Source organism: Synechococcus sp. BIOS-E4-1 (assembly GCF_014279995.1).
Taxonomy (GTDB): Bacteria; Cyanobacteriota; Cyanobacteriia; order PCC-6307; family Cyanobiaceae; genus Synechococcus_C.
The window spans coordinates 3135893-3153091 of record NZ_CP047935.1 but is presented as its reverse complement, the minus strand read 5'-3'; the positions used below and the strand labels follow the sequence as shown (position 1 = coordinate 3153091).

Annotated in this window: 3 protein-coding genes; 1 reads left to right on the top strand and 2 read right to left on the bottom strand. The window is 57.3% G+C overall.

All coding sequences use genetic code 11. The features are described 5' to 3' along the window. Positions 1-22: 22 nt before the first annotated feature. Positions 23-10372 (bottom strand): hypothetical protein, encoded by a 10350-nt coding sequence (locus tag SynBIOSE41_RS16980; RefSeq protein ID WP_186539050.1) that lies wholly within the window; start codon positions 10370-10372, stop codon positions 23-25. On the opposite strand from SynBIOSE41_RS16980, the gene SynBIOSE41_RS16975 reads away from it, so the two are divergent. Further along, on the top strand, positions 10371-10514 hold the full coding sequence (locus SynBIOSE41_RS16975) for a hypothetical protein (RefSeq protein WP_186539049.1): 144 nt from the start codon (positions 10371-10373) through the stop codon (positions 10512-10514). The two genes, SynBIOSE41_RS16980 and SynBIOSE41_RS16975, sit on opposite strands and share 2 nt — an antisense overlap. Positions 10515-10521: 7 nt before the next feature. Here SynBIOSE41_RS16975 and SynBIOSE41_RS16970 read toward each other — a convergent pair whose 3' ends face one another. Then, positions 10522-17181, bottom strand: a complete 6660-nt coding sequence (locus SynBIOSE41_RS16970; RefSeq protein ID WP_186539048.1) for a hypothetical protein — start codon at positions 17179-17181, stop codon at positions 10522-10524. Between the last annotated feature and the right edge of the window lie 18 nt (positions 17182-17199).

Here is a 17199-nt window from a genome sequence, read left to right as displayed (position 1 = left end):
AATAATTTGGATTTAATGCGAATTAAATTACAGAAATTTGAACAGTAACATCATTGTAATCCCATTGATTACTTTCGCTTTGCTGATTGTCTTCGAAGCCGAAGTGATTCATTCCTAAAATCTTGAGATTGTTTGGCGTGCTGTTAGCGGAAGCATTGTTAGCTGTATAGATTAATCCATCGCTGGTAATCAGGACAGGGGCGTAAAGGCCGTATTCGCTGGATTTGATGGTCCATTCCAGACTTGTTGTTTCGTTTCCAGTGAGATCAATTTGTTCTTCGTTGGGATTGATAAGTGATTGTCGAACCATATTCTGGAAGGCATCACTTCCATCAGCCTTGACTCCGTTGACACTCAAGACTTCGCTGTCGTCATCGAAGCGTATGAAGGCGAGTCGGTTTTGTGATCCGGATTCGCTGCTTGCTTCGACTCTCAGAGTCACCATGTCTTGGTGTAGAGCCTGCAGGTTAAGAACGCCAGTTTGTAGAGAGCTTTGCGAGCGAGCTATCAGGAAGTTGTCAAGGTTTTCCGGCGTCAGATGGCCGCTGATGGAGATTTCTAGTTTGTTGGTCTCCTGGCTCGAAAATCCAGATTCTTCATTGAGCAGTAACGACCAAGTTCCATTCTCATTGCTCTCTTGAAGCTTGATCGCAAGAGAGGTTTGGTCTGTGTTCTCGTTGCTTGAGTTCTGGAATCGCAGCTCTTCTCCAGCTTGTAGGTAGATCTCACTGCGACCGAGATTTTGATGATCAATGGTTGCTCCGATTTCACCAATTCGGTTTCGTTCATTGCTGATCAATAGGAGGCTGTCTTGCCATTCTTCGGCAGCACTTTCAGTGTTAAGTCTGATCCAGAGGCCCAGCCCCTCCGGTCCTTCAACGGTGAGGCCAAGCCCATCTGCTGTGGTGGTCAGCCTGGGCGGACTTTGCAGCTCAGCCGCCCCGATCGGGTCTTCGATGATGAATGGGTCGGGGTTGAGGTCTCCGGGGCCGTTGTCTCGAAGGAACAAGGTTGCTCCATCTGGCCTGCCATCGCCATCTCGATCCATGAGGATCCCTCCGAGGCCTGTGATCGGGTCGAAACCAAAGAAGCGCAGTTGACCGGATGCATCCGGTTTGATCAGTGCGTTCCATAGGGATTCATCGTTATCGAAGCGATAATCAACGCGATGAATGGCATTTGCAAATTGTTGGTTAGCGGTATCCCTGTAGGCGGCACTTTCGGATTTGGAAACGTCCCCGTCGACGATCACTTCAGGGACGAGTCGGAATCCCACTTGATCGGTTGTATTCAGGACTGAGTTCGTGCTTTCTTGCGTTTGACTGTTGTTGTTTCTTCGGGTGAGCTGATTCAGTGCGTTGATGCTGTCTCCTTTAATACGCTCTGCTTCTCTTTTGATTCCCTGGAAGCGAAGTGCGATGTGTGAGATTAGTGCTCCACCAGCTTTTGTCGCTTGATCAAGCAGTGTGTTCTTGATCAAAGTGAGGCTTGATCTCCCATTGTTAGAGGATGGGAACGTGGCGACATCTCTTTGTTTGAAGTCTGGAATGCCATCATCATTATGGTCCCAGGGCAGTTGACTCACGGGATTGATTTCGCGTTCAATTACATCTTCGACGCCATCGTTATCTGAATCGACTCCCTTTTTTGAGGTTTCCAAGTTGGCTGAGTTGGTTTCTTTCTCTGAAGTTCCAGAGTTGGCTCCTTTTTTTGAAGCGATTGTGTTGTCTGACTCTGTGGGTTCTGATTTTTCGTCAGTGTCTATGGTGTTAACTGTAAACACGAGAACGTTGTCTGTTTCTGATCCATCGCGATTGAAGTTGCCCAATGAATTGCAGAATTTATTCGACTTAACACAGATCATTCCATCATCTGTGCTGTCGATGGCTGGTGTGAATCTGGCGCTGTAATTGGTTCCAGAGCCGGAGAAGTTTGAGATAGAGCCACCCGAATAGGTGAGATCAGATTCGGTGAAATCACTCGATGGACTAGAGAGGGTGAAGATTATTTCGGCTGTTTGTCCTCGCTTGAGTGATCTCACCGCCGATGAGAGTGCAATGGAAGGTGTGCGAGTTTCTGCGTCCTTGTTGAGATTGCTGATGCCGTCTGATGCGTAGCTTGTTGCGATATCACTTTCGCTGCCAGTCAGTTCACTGATGGAGCTGGCATTGATGATGCCCGTTGTATGTCCATCTAATGTGTTGAGGATTGACGCTGCAAGGGTGGTGTCAATGAGAGTCACTGCCTCATCGCCGAGATTGCTGATGCCCGAGGAGGTATAAGCTGCGTTGAGATCTGCGGCTGTGCCGCTGAGTGTATTGATGGTTCCGGCATCGATGCTGCCGCTTGTGTTGCCATCGAGTCTGTTGAGAATTGATGCAGCGAGCGATGTATCGGTAAGGGTGATTATTTCACTGCCGAGATTGCTGAAGCCTGAGGAGACATAGAGGGTGATGAGGTCTGCCGCAGTTCCAGTGAGTTTGTTGATATCGGTGGCATTGATGGCGACCGTGGTTTTGTTGCCAAGATTGTTCAACGCAGAGGTTGAAACGGATGAATCGGTAACGGAGATGGAGTAAGCATTTCCGGTTTCATTGAGTCCAGCGAGTGTCGCCATATCGCCATCTGAGATGGTTGCCGTGACCACGCCGGTTGTGGCAGCTGCGAGAGTGTTGGCTTCCGAGGTTGTTGCTGTTCCTGTGCTGACGTTGAGATTTTCATCGCCGAGATTGCTGATGCCGGAGGAGGAGTAGGCGGTGTTCAGGTCAGTGGCAGCACCTGAGAGTGTGTTGACGGAGCTGGCATTGACGCTGCCGGATGTGTTGTCGTCGAGTGTGTTGAGGACTGATGCGGCGAGTGAGGTATCGGTGAGGGTGACGGCTTCATCACCGAGGTTGCTGATGCCAGTGGAGGAGTAGGCGGTGTTCAGATCAGCTGCGCTACCGGCAAGTGTGTTGATGGAGTTGGCATTGACGCTGCCGGATGTGTTGCCATCGAGCGTGTTGAGGACGGTTGCGGCGAGTGAGGTATCGGTGAGGGTGACGGCCTCATTACCGAGATTACTGATGCCAGTGGAGGCGTAGGCGGTGTTCAGGTCTGCGGCAGCACCTGTGAGTGTGTTGACGGAGTTGGCATTGACGCTTCCGGACGTGTTGCCGTTGAGCGTGTTGAGAACGGAGGCAGCGAGTGAGGTATCGGTGAGGGTGACGGCCTCGTCACCGAGATTGCTGATGCCTGAGGAGGCGTAGGCGGTGTTCAGGTCTGCGGCAGCACCTGAGAGTGTGTTGATGGAACTGGCATTGATGCTGCCGGATGTGTTGCCGTCGAGGGTGTTGAGGACGGATGCGGCGAGTGAGGTGTCGGTGAGGGTGACGGTCTCATCGCCGAGGTTGCTGATGCCGGATGAGGCGTAGGCGGTGTTCAGGTCTGCTGCAGCACCTGAGAGTGTGTTGATTGAAGTGGCATTGACGCTGCCGGATGTGTTGCCATCGAGCGTGTTGAGGACGGAGGCTGTGAGTGAGGTATCGGTGAGGGTGACGGCCTCGTTGCCGAGGTTGCTGATGCCAGTTGAGGTGTAGGCCGTGTTCAGCTCTGCAGCTGTACCTGTCAGTGTGTTGATGATGAACGCGTTGATGTTGCCTGAGGTTTTTGAGGCGAGGTTGTTGAGAACGGATGCAGACAGCGAGGTGTCGATGAGGGTGATTGCCTCATCGCCAAGTGTGTTGATCCCGGAAGAGGAGTAGGCGCTGATCAGGTCTGAGGCCGAGCCGAAAAGTGTATTGATGGAGCCAGCATTGATGACTCCTGTGGTGTGTCCATCAAGGCTGTTGAGGATTGAAGCGGTAAATGAAGCCCCAGAAAGGGTGAGCGCCTCGTCGTTGAGGCCTGAAATGCCGGATGAGCTGTAGGCGTTGATCAGGTCTGCGGCCGTTCCAGTGAGTGAGTTGATGGAGTTGGCATTGATGCTGCCTGTTGTGTTGCCATCGAGCGTGTTGAGGACGGATGCAGCGAGTGAGGTGTCGGTGAGGGTGACAGCCTCGTTGCCGAGATTGCTGATGCCGGAGGAGGCGTAGGCGATGTTCAGATCTGCCGCTGTACCCGTCAGGGTGTTGATGGAGTTGGCATTAATGGTGCCTGAGGTGCGTCCGTCGAGGGTGTTGAGAACGGAGGCGGTGAGGGTTGTATCGGTGAGAGTGACGGCCTCCTTGCCGAGATTGCTGATGCCGGAGGAGGCGTAGGTGGTATTCAGTTCAGCGGCAGCACCGGAGAGTGTGTTGATCGAGTTGGCATTGATGCTGCCAGAGGTGTGTCCGTCGAGTGTGTTGAGAACGGATGCAGCGAGGGTTGTGTCGGTGAGGGTGACGGCTTCGTTGCCGAGATTGCTGATGCCGCTTGATGCGTAGCTGGTGTTGAGTTCAGCGGCAACACCGGAGAGTGTGTTGATGTTGCTGGCATCGATGCTGCCTGTTGTGTTGCCATCGAGGGTGTTGAGAACGGATGCAGCGAGGGTTGTATCGGTGAGGGTGACGGCCTCGTTGCCGAGATTGCTGATGCCGGAGGAGGCGTAGGCGGTGTTGATTTCAGCGGCAGCACCTGAGAGCGTGTTGATCGAGCTGGCATTGATGGCACCGGTTGTATTGCTATCGAGCGTGTTGAGAACGGTGGCTGTGAGTGAGGTGTCGGTGAGGGTGACGGCCTCATCACCGAGGTTGCTGATGCCTGTGGAGGCATAAGCGGTGTTCAGGTCAGCTGCTGTGCCTGTGAGGGTGTTGATCGAGCTGGCATTGACGGTGCCGGATGTATGGCCGTCGAGGGTGTTGAGAACGGAGGCTGTGAGTGAGGTATCGGTGAGGGTGACGGCCTCGTTGCCGAGGTTGCTGATGCCGGAGGAGGCGTAGGCGGTGTTGATTTCAGCGGCAGCACCTGAGAGTGTGTTGATCGAGTTGGCATCGATGCTGCCTGAGGTGTGTCCGTCGAGTGTGTTGAGAACGGAGGCGGTGAGAGAGGTGTCGGTGAGGGTGATGGCCTCGTTGCCGAGATTGCTGATGCCGGAGGAGGCGTAGGTGGTATTCAGTTCAGCGGCAGCACCGGTGAGTGTGGTGATGTTGCTGGCATCGATGGTGCCTGAGGTGTTGCCGTCGAGGGTGTTGAGGACCGATGCGGTGAGGGTGATCTGATTGCCGAGATCAAAGACTCTTACGTGCCCAGCGTTTCCTGCACTTCCATCGTTTCCCAGGGCACCAATGGCGACGGTGCTGCCATCGCTGGAGAGAGAAACGCCGAGCCCGCTGAGATCGCCGGTAGCTTCTCCATCGATATCGCTACCGCGTTGATTCCAAGAGGAGGAGGCTGAATTCCACTGGTAGATGCGCGTATGGCCCGAATTTGAGCCATTGCCATCGTTTCTGTAGGCACCAATGGCAACGATGCTGCCATCGCTGGAGAGAGAAACGCTGAAGCCGCTGTAATCGCTGGTAGCTTCTCCATCGATATCGCTACCGCGTTGATGCCAGCTGGAGCCGTCCCATTTGTAGATGCGCGTATGGCCCGAATTTGAGCCATTGCCATCGTTTCCGTAGGCACCAATGGCAACGGTGCTACCATCGCTGGAGAGAGAAACGCCGAGCCCGCTGAGATCGCTGGTAGCTTCTCCATCGATATCGCTACCGCGTTGATTCCAGCTGGAGCCGTCCCATTTGTAGATGCGCGTATGGCCCGAAGATGAGCCATTGCCATCGTTGTTGTAGGCACCAATGGCAACGATGCTGCCATCGCTGGAGAGAGAAACGCTGAAGCCGCTGTAATCGCCGGCAGCTTCTCCATCGATATCGCTACCGCGTTGATTCCAGGAGGAGGAGGCTGAATCCCACTGGTAGATGCGCGTATGGCCCGAATTTGTGCCATTGCCATCGTTTCCGTAGGCACCAATGGCAACGGTGCTGCCATCGCTGGAGAGAGAAACGCTGCGGCCGCTGTAATCGTTGGCAGCTTCTCCATCGATGTCGGGGCCGAGTTGGGTGAACGACACCGATCCGGCGAGTGAGGTGTCGGTGATGGTGACGGCCTCGTTGCCAAGACCTGAGATGCCCGAGGAGTCGTAGGCGGTCTTGAGGTCAGCGGCCGTGCCTGAGAGTGTGTTGACGGAACTGGCGTTCACGCTGGCGGATGTGTTGCCGTCGAGGGTGTTGAGAACCGAGACCGCGAGTGAGGTGTCGGTGAGGGTGACGGCTTCATCACCGAGATTGCTGATGCCGGAGGAGCCGTAGGCGGTGTTGAGGTCAGCGGCCGTGCCGGACAGTGTGTTGATGGAGGAGGCATTGATGGCACCTGAGGTGCGTCCATCGAGGGTGTTGAGAACGGAGGCTGTGAGAGAGGTATCGGTGAGGGTGATCGCCTCGTTGTTCAGGCCAGAGATGCCGGCTGAGGTGTAGGCGGTGTTGAGGTCCGCGGCAGTGCCGGCAAGTGTGTTGATGGATGAGGCATTGATGGTGCCTGAGGTGCGTCCATCGAGGGTGTTGAGAACGGAGGCTGTGAGAGAGGTATCGGTGAGGGTGATTGCCTCGTTGTTCAGGCCAGAGATGCCAGCTGAGGTGTAGGCGGTGTTGAGGTCAGTGGCGGTACCGGTGAGGGTGTTGATGGAGCTGGCATCGATGGTGCCTGATGTGTTGCCGTCGAGGTTGTTGAGAACGGTCGCGGTGAGTGAGCTGTCGGAGAGGGTGACGGCCTCATTGCCGAGATTGCTGATACCACCTGCCGCATTCGAGGCATAGGCGGTGTTGAGGTCAGTGGCGGTACCGGTGAGGGTGTTGATGGAGCTGGCATCGATGGTGCCGGATGTGTTGCCATCGAGTGTGTTGAGGACCGATGCGGACAGAGAGCTGTCAGTGAGCGTGACGGGCTCATTGCCAAGGCCTGAAACACCGCTGGAGGCATAGGCGGTGTTGAGATCTGATGCACTGCCCGTTAGAGAGGCAACGCCTGATGCATTGATCACCCTGCTGTTGGCCGCATCAATTGCGTTTAAAAGATCTGCCTGGATATTGGCGAACGTAAAGATGATTTCTTCGTCACCTAGACCGGTAAAACCTCCAGATGTGTAAGCAGTTGCGATATCACTAATTGCACCAACGATTTGGGTGATATTTCCGCAGTCAATATTGACGGTTGTTTTGCTGTTTAAGGTATTTAATTCATCCGCATTGACGCGTGTATCGGTAATGGTGACGGCGTAGGCGTTGCTGGTTTCGGTGAGATCGGCAAGTGTGGCCATGTCTCCTTCGGAGATGGTGGCGGTGACGACACCGGATGTGTCGGCGGCGAGGCTGTTGGCCTGGGTCGTGGAAGCAGTGCCGCTGTTGACATTGACCGCCTCATTGCCAAGGCCTGAGATGCCGGAGCCGTTGGCGGCGTAGGTGCTGATCAGATCAGCAGCAGTGCCAGAGAGCGTGTTGATGGAATTGGCATTGATGCTGCCTGAGGTGCGACCGTCGAGGGCATTGAGAACGGAGACGGCGAGTGAGCTGTCGGTGAGGGTGACGGCCTCATTACCGAGATTGCTGATGCCACCGGAGTCGTAAGCGGTGTTCAGGTCAGCTGCGCTGCCTGTGAGTGTGTTGATGGAGTTGGCATTGATGGCGCCTGAGGTGTTGCCGTCGAGGTCATTGAGAACGGAAACAGCGAGGCTGGTATCGGAGAGGGTGGCAGCTTCATTGCCGAGGCCGGTGATGGAGCCGTTGCCGTTGCCGGTGTAGGCGGTGTTGAGGTCAGCGGCTGCACCGGTGAGGGTGGTGATGTTGCTGGCGTTGATGGCAACAGTTGTTTTGCCGTCGAGTGTGTTGAGAGCAGCTGCGGCAACGCTGTTGTCGGTGATGGTGATGGAGTAGGCGTTACCGGTTTCAGTCAGTCCGGCGAGTGTGTCCATGTCGCCATCGGAGAGAGTGGCGGTGACCACACCGGATGTTGCGGCGGCGAGGTTGTTGGCCTGTGAAGTGGATGCGGAGCCGCTGTTGACGTTGACCGCAGTCGCTCCAAGGTTGTTGATGCCTCCTGATGCGAAGGCGGTGATGAGGTCTGTTGCTGCACCGGTGAGGGTGTTGATCGAGTTGGCATTGATGGTGCCTGAGGTGCGACCGTCGAGGGCATTGAGAACGGAGACGGTGAGGGTCGTGTCGGTGAGGGTGACGGCCTCGTTGGCCAGGCCGTTGATGCCACCGGAGTCGTAGGCGGTGATCAGATCAGCGGCGCTGCCGGTGAGCGTGTTGATGGTGTTGGCGTTGATGGTGCCTGAGGTGTTGCCGTCGAGGTTGTTGAGAACGGAAACAGCGAGGGAGGTGTCGGAAAGAGTGACGGCCTCGTTGTTGAGACCAGAGATGGAGCCGTTGGCGTTGGCGGTGTAAGCGGTGTTGAGATCAGCGGCTGCACCGGTGAGTGTGTTGATGGAATTGGCATTGATGGTGCCTGAGGTGTTGCCGTCGAGGTCGTTGAGAACGGAGACGGCGAGGGTCGTGTCGGAGAGAGTGACGGCCTCATTGCCGAGATTGCTGATGCCGCCTGATGTGTAAGCGGTGTTCAGATCAGCCGCTGTACCGGTGAGCGTGTTGATGGTGCCCGCATCGATGCTGCCTGAGGTGCGTCCGTCAAGGATGTTGAGAACGGAAACAGCGAGGGATGTGTCAGAGAGGGTGGCAGCTTCGTTGCCGAGACCAGAGATGGATCCGTTGCCGTTGGCGGTGTAGGCGGTGTTGAGGTCAGCGGCTGCACCGGTGAGGGTGGTGATGTTGCCGGCATTGATGGAAACAGTTGTTTTGCCATCGAGGGTGTTGAGAGCTGATGCAGCAACGGATGTGTCCGTGATGGTGATCGTGTAGGCGTTGCCGGTTTCAGTGAGTCCGGCGAGTGTGGCCATGTCGCCATCGGCGATGGTGGCGGTGACAACTGCCGATGTGGCAGCCGAGAGCGTGTTGGCTTGCGCTGTGGTGACGATCCCACTGCTGACGGAGATGGCCTCGTCGTTCAGGCCAGAGATGCCGCTTGATGCGTAAGCGGTGATCAGATCAGCGGCGTTGCCTGAGAGTGTGTTGATCGATCCGGCATTGATGGTGCCTGAGGTGTGTCCGTCGAGCGCGTTGAGAATGGATGCTGCGAGGGATGTATCCGTGAGTGTGATGGCCTCGTCGCTGAGCCCAGAAATTCCGGCTGAGGTGTAGGCGGTGTTGAGGTCAGCGGCTGCACCGCTGAGGGTGTCGATGGAGCTGGCATTGATGGTGCCGGAGGTGTTGCTGTCGAGCGTGTTGAGGACTGAGGCTGAGAGCGACGTGTCGGAGAGGGTGACGGCTTCGTTATTGAGACCGGAGATGCCACTGGATGCGTAGGCGGTGTTGAGGTCAGCGGCTGTACCGGTGAGGGTGGTGATGTTGCTGGCGTTGATGGTGGTGTCTGTTTTCCCATCCAGGGTGTTGAGAGCAGCAGCAGCAACGGATGTGTCGGTGATGGTGATGCTTAAGTTGTGTCCGCTCTCACTGATTCCTGCCAATGTGGCCATATCTCCGTTGGAGATTGTGGCCGTCAGGCTTCGGCTGCCATGCGAAATTAATCCTGAAAGAGTATTGGCTTCTGCAACAGTGATTGACCCGCTTGCTGTGAAGCTGCAATTGCTGCCTAAGCCAGAAATCGTTCCGGCAGTTTCGGCCGCATACGTTGAAATAATGCTTGCATAAGTTCCGGTTAGCCTCGTTATTCGTGTTGCATTGATCGTGACAGTCGTCAACGCATCAATGCTTAAAAGATCAGTGGTGGCAACGGTTCTATCACGTATGAAAATTGAGTAAGCATTGCCTGTGCCGTTAAGGGTCAGGGCGTTGGAAACAAGCAGAGCGCTGGTTCCATTTGAGTCTGTCACTGTTGCAGTAACGACTCCCGACGTGTGGCCATTCAGTGTGTTTGCTTCTGAAGCGCGAATCCGGTTGTTAACGGTGATGGCTTCATTGCCAAGGCCTGTGATTGCGCCACTGCCTGCTGCTGTGTACGCAGTGTTGAGTGAGTTGTAGTCATCACTTGTCAGCGTATTGATGCTGCTGGCATCGATGGCGCCGGATGTGTTGCCGTCGAGGTCGTTGAGAACGGAAACAGCGAGGGTTGTGTCCGAGAGGGTGGCTGCTTCATTGCCGAGCCCGTTGATGGAGCCGTTGCCATTGGCGGTGTAGGCGGTGTTGAGGTCAGCGGCTGCACCGGTGAGGGTGGTGATGTTGCCGGCATTGATGGCAACGGAGGTTTTGCCATCGAGGATGTTGAGAGCTGATGCAGCAACGGATGTTTCCGTGATGGTGATGGAGTAGGCGTTACCGGTTTCGGTGATGCCGGCGAGAGTGGCCATGTCGCCATCGGAGATGGTGGCGGTGACCACGCCGGATGTGGCGGCAGCGAGGGCATTGGCCTGTGAGGTGGAAGCGGTGCCGCTGCTGACATTGACGGCTTCATTGCCCAGGCCTGTGATGCCGGAGCCGTTGGCGGCGTAGACCGTGATCAGGTCAGCAGCAGTACCGGTGAGCGTGTTGATCGATCCGGCATTGATGGCGCCGGATGTGTTGCCGTCGAGGTCGTTGAGGACCGATGCATTGAGGGTCGTGTCGGAGAGGGTGATGGCCTCGTTGGCCAGGCCTGAGATACCTGAGGAGGCGTAAGCGGTATTGAGATCTGCGGCTGTGCCTGTGAGGGTGTTGATGGAGCTGGCATTGATGGCGCCGGTTGTATTGCTATCGAGCGTGTTGAGAACAGAGACGGCGAGGGATGTATCAGAGAGGGTGGCTGCTTCATTGCCGAGGCCGTTGATGGAGCCGTTGCTGTTGGCGGTGTAGGCGGTGTTGAGGTCAGCAGCTGCACCAGTGAGCGTGGTGATGTTGCTGGCATTGATGGCAACAGTGGTTTTGCTGTCGAGTGTGTTGAGAGCAGCGGCCGCAACACTGTTGTCGGTGATGGTGATGGCGTAGGCGTGACCGGTTTCGTGGCCATGTCGCCATCGGAGATGGTGGCGGTGACAACAGCGGATGTGGCAGCAGCGAGGTTGTTGGCCTGGGAGGTGGAAGCGCTGCCGCTGTTGACATTGACCGTTTCATTACCAAGGCCGGAGATGCCACCAGAGTCGTAGGCGGTGATCAGATCAGCGGCGCTGCCGGTGAGTTTGTTGATGGAGCCGGCATTGATGGTGCCGGAGGTATGGCCGTCGAGATCGTTGAGGACGGAGACGGCGAGGGATGAGTCCGAGAGGGTGGCAGCTTCATTGCCGAGCCCGTTGATGGAGCCGTTGCCGTTGGCTGTGTAAGCGGTGTTGAGGTCAGCTGCTGCACCGGTGAGGGTGGTGATGTTGCTGGCGTTGATGGCAACGGAGGTTTTGCCATCGAGCGTGTTGAGAGCAGCTGCGGCAACGCTGTTGTCGGTGATGGTGATGGAGTAGGCGTTGCCGGTTTCGCTGATGCCGGCGAGTGTGGCCATGTCGCCATCGGAGATGGTGGCGGTGACGACAGCGGACGTGGCGGCAGCGAGGGCATTGGCCTGGGAGGTGGAAGCGCTGCCGCTGTTGACATTGACGGCTTCATTGCCCAGGCCGTTGATGGAGCCGTTGCTGTTGGCGGTGTAGGCGCTGATCAGATCAGCAGCGCTGCCTGAAAGTGTGGTGATGGCATTGGCATTGATGGCAACGGAGGTTTTACCGTCGAGGGCGTTGAGAGCAGCAGCGGCAACACTGTTGTCGGTGATGGTGATGGAGTAGGCGTTGCCGGTTTCGCTGAGCCCGGCGAGTGTTTCCATGCCTCCATCGGAGATGGTGGCGGTGACGACAGCGGATGTGTCGGCGGCGAGGGCATTGGCCTGGGATGTGGAGGCAGTGCCGCTGTTGACGTTGACCGTTTCATTGCCCAGGCCGGTGATGCCACCGGAGTCGTAGGCGCTGATCAGATCAGCGGCGCTGCCTGAGAGTGTGTTGATGGAGCTGGCATTGATGGCACCTGAGGTGCGTCCGTCGAGGTCGTTGAGAACGGAGACGGCGAGGGTCGTGTCGTTGAGAGTGACGGCCTCATCGTTCAGTCCAGAGATGCCGGCTGAGGTGTAAGCGGTGTTGAGGTCAGCTGCTGCGCCGGTGAGCGTGTTGATGGAGGAGGCATTGATGGTGCCGGAGGTGCGTCCATCGAGGATGTTGAGGACGGAGACGGCGAGCGAGCTGTCGGAGAGGGTGACGGCCTCATTACCGAGATTGCTGATGCCGCCTGATGTGTAGGCGGTGTTGAGATCAGCGGCGCTGCCGGTGAGCGTGTTGATGGTGTTGGCGTTGATGGTGCCGGAGGTGTTGCCGTCGAGGTCGTTGAGAACGGAGACGGCTAGGGATGTGTCCGAGAGGGTGGCTTCTTCATTGCCGAGCCCGTTGATGGAGCCGTTGCCGTTGGCGGTGTAGGCCGTGTTGAGGTCAGCGGCTGCACCGGTGAGGGTGGTGATGTTGCCGGCATTGATGGCAACGGAGGTTTTGCCATCGAGGATGTTGAGAGCTGATGCAGCAACGGATGTTTCCGTGATGGTGATGGAGTAGGCGTTACCGGTTTCGGTGATGCCGGCGAGAGTGGCCATGTCGCCATCGGAGATGGTGGCGGTGACCACGCCGGATGTGGCGGCAGCGAGGGCATTGGCCTGGGAGGTGGAAGCACTGCCGCTGTTGACATTGACCGCTTCATTGCCGAGACCGGAGATGGAGCCGTTGCTGTTGGCTGTGAAGGTGGTGATCAGATCAGCAGCGCTGCCTGAAAGTGTGGTGATGTTGCTGGCGTTGATGGCAACGGAGGTTTTGCCATCGAGAGTGTTGAGAGCAGCAGCGGCAACGCTGTTGTCGGTGATGGTGATGGTGTAGGCGTTACCGGTTTCGGTGAGCCCGGCGAGTGTGGCCATGTCGCCATCGGAGATGGTGGCGGTGACGACAGCGGATGTATCGGCAGCGAGGGCATTGGCCTGGGAGGTGGAAGCGGTGCCGCTGTTGACATTGACGGCTTCATTGCCCAGGCCGTTGATGCCACCGGAGTCGTAAGCGGTGATCAGATCAGCGGCGCTTCCTGAGAGTGTGGTGATGGCATTGGCATTGATGGCAACGGAGGTTTTGCCATCGAGCGTGTTGAGAGCAGCAGCAGCAACACTGTTGTCGGTGATGGTGATGGAGTAGGCGTTGCCGGTTTCGGTAATGCCGGCGAGTGTGGCCATGTCGCCATCGGAGATAGTGGCGGTGACCACGCCGGATGTGTCGGCGGCGAGGGCATTGGCCTGGGAGGTGGAAGCGGTGCCGCTGTTGACATTGACGGCTTCATTGCCCAGGCCGGTGATGCCACCGGAGTCGTAGGCGCTGATCAGATCAGCGGCGCTGCCGGTGAGTGCGTTGATGGAGTTGGCATTGATGGCACCTGAGGTGCGTCCATCGAGGTCGTTGAGAACGGAGACGGCGAGGGTCGTGTCGTTGAGTGTGACGGCCTCATTGTTCAGTCCAGAGATACCGGCTGAGGTGTAGGCGGTGTTGAGGTCAGCTGCTGCGCCAGTGAGCGTGTTGACGGAGGAGGCATTGATGGTGCCTGAGGTGCGTCCATCGAGGTCGTTGAGAACGGAGACGGCGAGGGTCGTGTCGGAGAGAGTGACGGCCTCGTTGTTCAGTCCAGAGATGCCGCTTGATGTGTAGGCGGTGTTGAGGTCAGCGGCCGCGCCTGTGAGTGTGTTGATGGTGCCCGCATTGATGGTGCCTGAGGTGTTGCCATCGAGGATGTTGAGGACGGAGACGGCGAGTGAGCTGTCGGAGAGGGTGACGGCCTCGTTGTTGAGACCAGAGATGCCGGAGCCATTGGCGGCGTAGGCGGTGTTGAGGTCTGCAGCTGTACCGGTGAGGGTGGTGATATTGCCGGCATTGATGGTGCCGGAGGTATTGCTATTGAGGTCGTTGAGAACGGAGACGGCGAGGCTGGTGTCCGAGAGGGTGGCTGCTTCATTACCGAGTCCTGTGATGGAGCCGTTGCCGTTGGCGGTGTAGGCGGTGTTGAGGTCAGCGGCTGCACCGGTGAGGGTGGTGATGGCATTGGCATTGATGGCAACGGAGGTTTTGCCGTCGAGTGTGTTGAGAGCAGCGGCCGCAACACTGTTGTCGGTGACGGTGATGGAGTAGGCGTTACCGGTTTCGGTGAGCCCGGCGAGTGTGGCCATGTCGCCATCGGAGATGGTGGCGGTGACCACAGCGGATGTGGCAGCAGCGAGGTTGTTGGCCTGGGAGGTGGAAGCGCTGCCGCTGTTGACATTGACCGTTTCATTACCAAGGCCGGAGATGCCACCAGAGTCGTAGGCGGTGATCAGATCAGCGGCGCTGCCGGTGAGTGTGTTGATGGAGCCGGCATTGATGGTGCCGGAGGTATGGCCGTCGAGATCGTTGAGGACGGAGACGGCGAGGGATGAGTCCGAGAGGGTGGCAGCTTCATTGCCGAGCCCGTTGATGGAGCCGTTGCCGTTGGCTGTGTAAGCGGTGTTGAGGTCAGCTGCTGCACCGGTGAGGGTGGTGATGTTGCTGGCGTTGATGGCAACGGAGGTTTTGCCATCGAGCGTGTTGAGAGCAGCTGCGGCAACGCTGTTGTCGGTGATGGTGATGGAGTAGGCGTTGCCGGTTTCGCTGATGCCGGCGAGTGTGGCCATGTCGCCATCGGAGATGGTGGCGGTGACGACAGCGGACGTGGCGGCAGCGAGGGCATTGGCCTGGGAGGTGGAAGCGCTGCCGCTGTTGACATTGACGGCTTCATTGCCCAGGCCGTTGATGGAGCCGTTGCTGTTGGCGGTGTAGGCGCTGATCAGATCAGCAGCGCTGCCTGAAAGTGTGGTGATGGCATTGGCATTGATGGCAACGGAGGTTTTGCCGTCGAGTGTGTTGAGAGCAGCGGCCGCAACACTGTTGTCGGTGACGGTGATGGAGTAGGCGTTACCGGTTTCGGTGAGCCCGGCGAGTGTGGCCATGTCGCCATCGGAGATGGTGGCGGTGACCACAGCGGATGTGGCAGCAGCGAGGTTGTTGGCCTGGGAGGTGGAAGCGCTGCCGCTGTTGACATTGACCGTTTCATTACCAAGGCCGGAGATGCCACCAGAGTCGTAGGCGGTGATCAGATCAGCGGCGCTGCCGGTGAGTGTGTTGATGGAGCCGGCATTGATGGTGCCGGAGGTATGGCCGTCGAGATCGTTGAGGACGGAGACGGCGAGGGATGAGTCCGAGAGGGTGGCAGCTTCATTGCCGAGTCCGGCGATGCTGGAGCCATTGGCGGCGTAAGCGGTGTTGATGTCAACTGCGGTGCCCGTGAGCGTGGTGATGTTGCTGGCATTGATGGCAACGGAGGTTTTGCCGTCGAGGGCGTTGAGAGCAGCTGCGGCAACACTGTTATCGGTGATGGTGATGGTGTAGGCGTTGCCGGTTTCGCTGAGACCGGCAAGGGTGGCCATGTCGCCATCGGAGACGGTGGCGGTGACCACACCGGAAGTGGCAGCAGCGAGGTTGTTGGCCTGGGCGGTGGACGCACTGCCGCTGTTGACGTTGACCGCTTCATTGCCAAGACCTGTGATTCCTCCTGATGCGTAGGCAGTGATCAGGTTTGCGGCGTTGCCTGAAAGCGTGTTGATGGAGCTGGCATTGATGCTGCCGGAGGTGTGGCCATCGAGGGTGTTGAGGACGGATGCGGCGAGGGTGGTGTCGGAAAGGGTGATGGCCTCGTCGTTCAGGCCAGAGATGCCGCTTGATGCGTAAGCGGTGTTGAGATCTGCTGTAGCACCAGTGAGAGTGTTGATGGAACTGGCATTGATGGTGCCGGAGGTGTTGCCATCGAGGGTGTTGAGGACGGAGACGGCGAGGCTGGTGTCGGAAAGAGTGACGGCCTCGTTGTTGAGACCAGAGATGGAGCCGTTGCCATTGGCGGTGTAGGCGGTGTTGAGGTCAGCGGCTGCACCGGTGAGGGTGGTGATGTTGCTGGCGTTGATGGCAATGGAGGTTTTGCCATCGAGAGTGTTGAGAGCAGCAGCAGCAACGCTGTTGTCGGTGATGGTGATGGAGTAGGCGTTGCCTGTTTCGGTGATGCTGGCGAGGGTGGCCATGTCGCCATCGGAGATGGTGGCGGTGACCACGCCGGATGTGCCGGCGGCGAGGGCATTGGCCTGTGAGGTGGAGGCAGTGCCGCTGTTGACATTGACGGCTTCATTGCCCAGGCCGTTGATGCCACCGGAGTCGTAAGCGGTGATCAGATCAGCGGCGCCGCCTGAGAGTGTGGTGATGTTGCTGGCGTTGATGGCAACGGAGGTTTTGCCATCGAGAGTGTTGAGAGCAGCGGCCGCAACGCTGTTGTCGGTGATGGTGATGGTGTAGGCGTTACCGGTTTCGCTGAGCCCGGCGAGGGTGGCCATGTCGCCATTGGAGATGGTGGCGGTGACGACCCCGGATGTGTCGACGGCAAGGGCATTGGCTTGGGACGTTGAAGCAGTGCCGCTGTTGACGTTGACCGCTTCATTGCCCAGGCCAGTGATACCACCAGAGTCGTAGGCGGTGATCAGATCAGCGGCGCTGCCGGTGAGTGTGTTGATGGAGGAGGCATTAATGGCACCGGAGGTGTGTCCGTCGAGGGCATTGAGAACGGAAGCAGCAAGAGAGGTGTCCGTGAGGGTGACGGCTTCATTGCCGAGATTGCTGATGCCGCCTGATGTGTAAGCAGTATTGAGGTCAGCGGCAGTGCCAGAGAGCGTGTTGATGGAGCTGGCATTGATGGCGCCAGAGGTGCGTCCATCGAGTGTGTTGAGAACAGAGACAGCAAGGCTGGTGTCAGAGATGGTGACGGCCTCGTTGCCGAGATTGCTGATGCCTCCTGATGCATAGGCAGTATTCAGGTCAGCGGTGCTACCGGTGAGCGTGTTGATGGAGCTGGCATTGATGGTGCCGGAGGTTTTGCCGTCCAGTGTGTTGAGAGACACAACGGCCAGGGATGTGTCCTCAAGGATGTGTGCTTCATCTCCAAGCCCTGTCAGATTGGGCAAGTTGTAGAGGTAATTGATGTCTGCAAAACTGCCTTGAATTGTGCTGACAAAAGCTGCATCAAGGCTTCCGCCATTCAGGTTCCAGGTATTGATCAGATTGTTTGCCGTAACTAAAGACATGGCATCTATTCTCTCGCT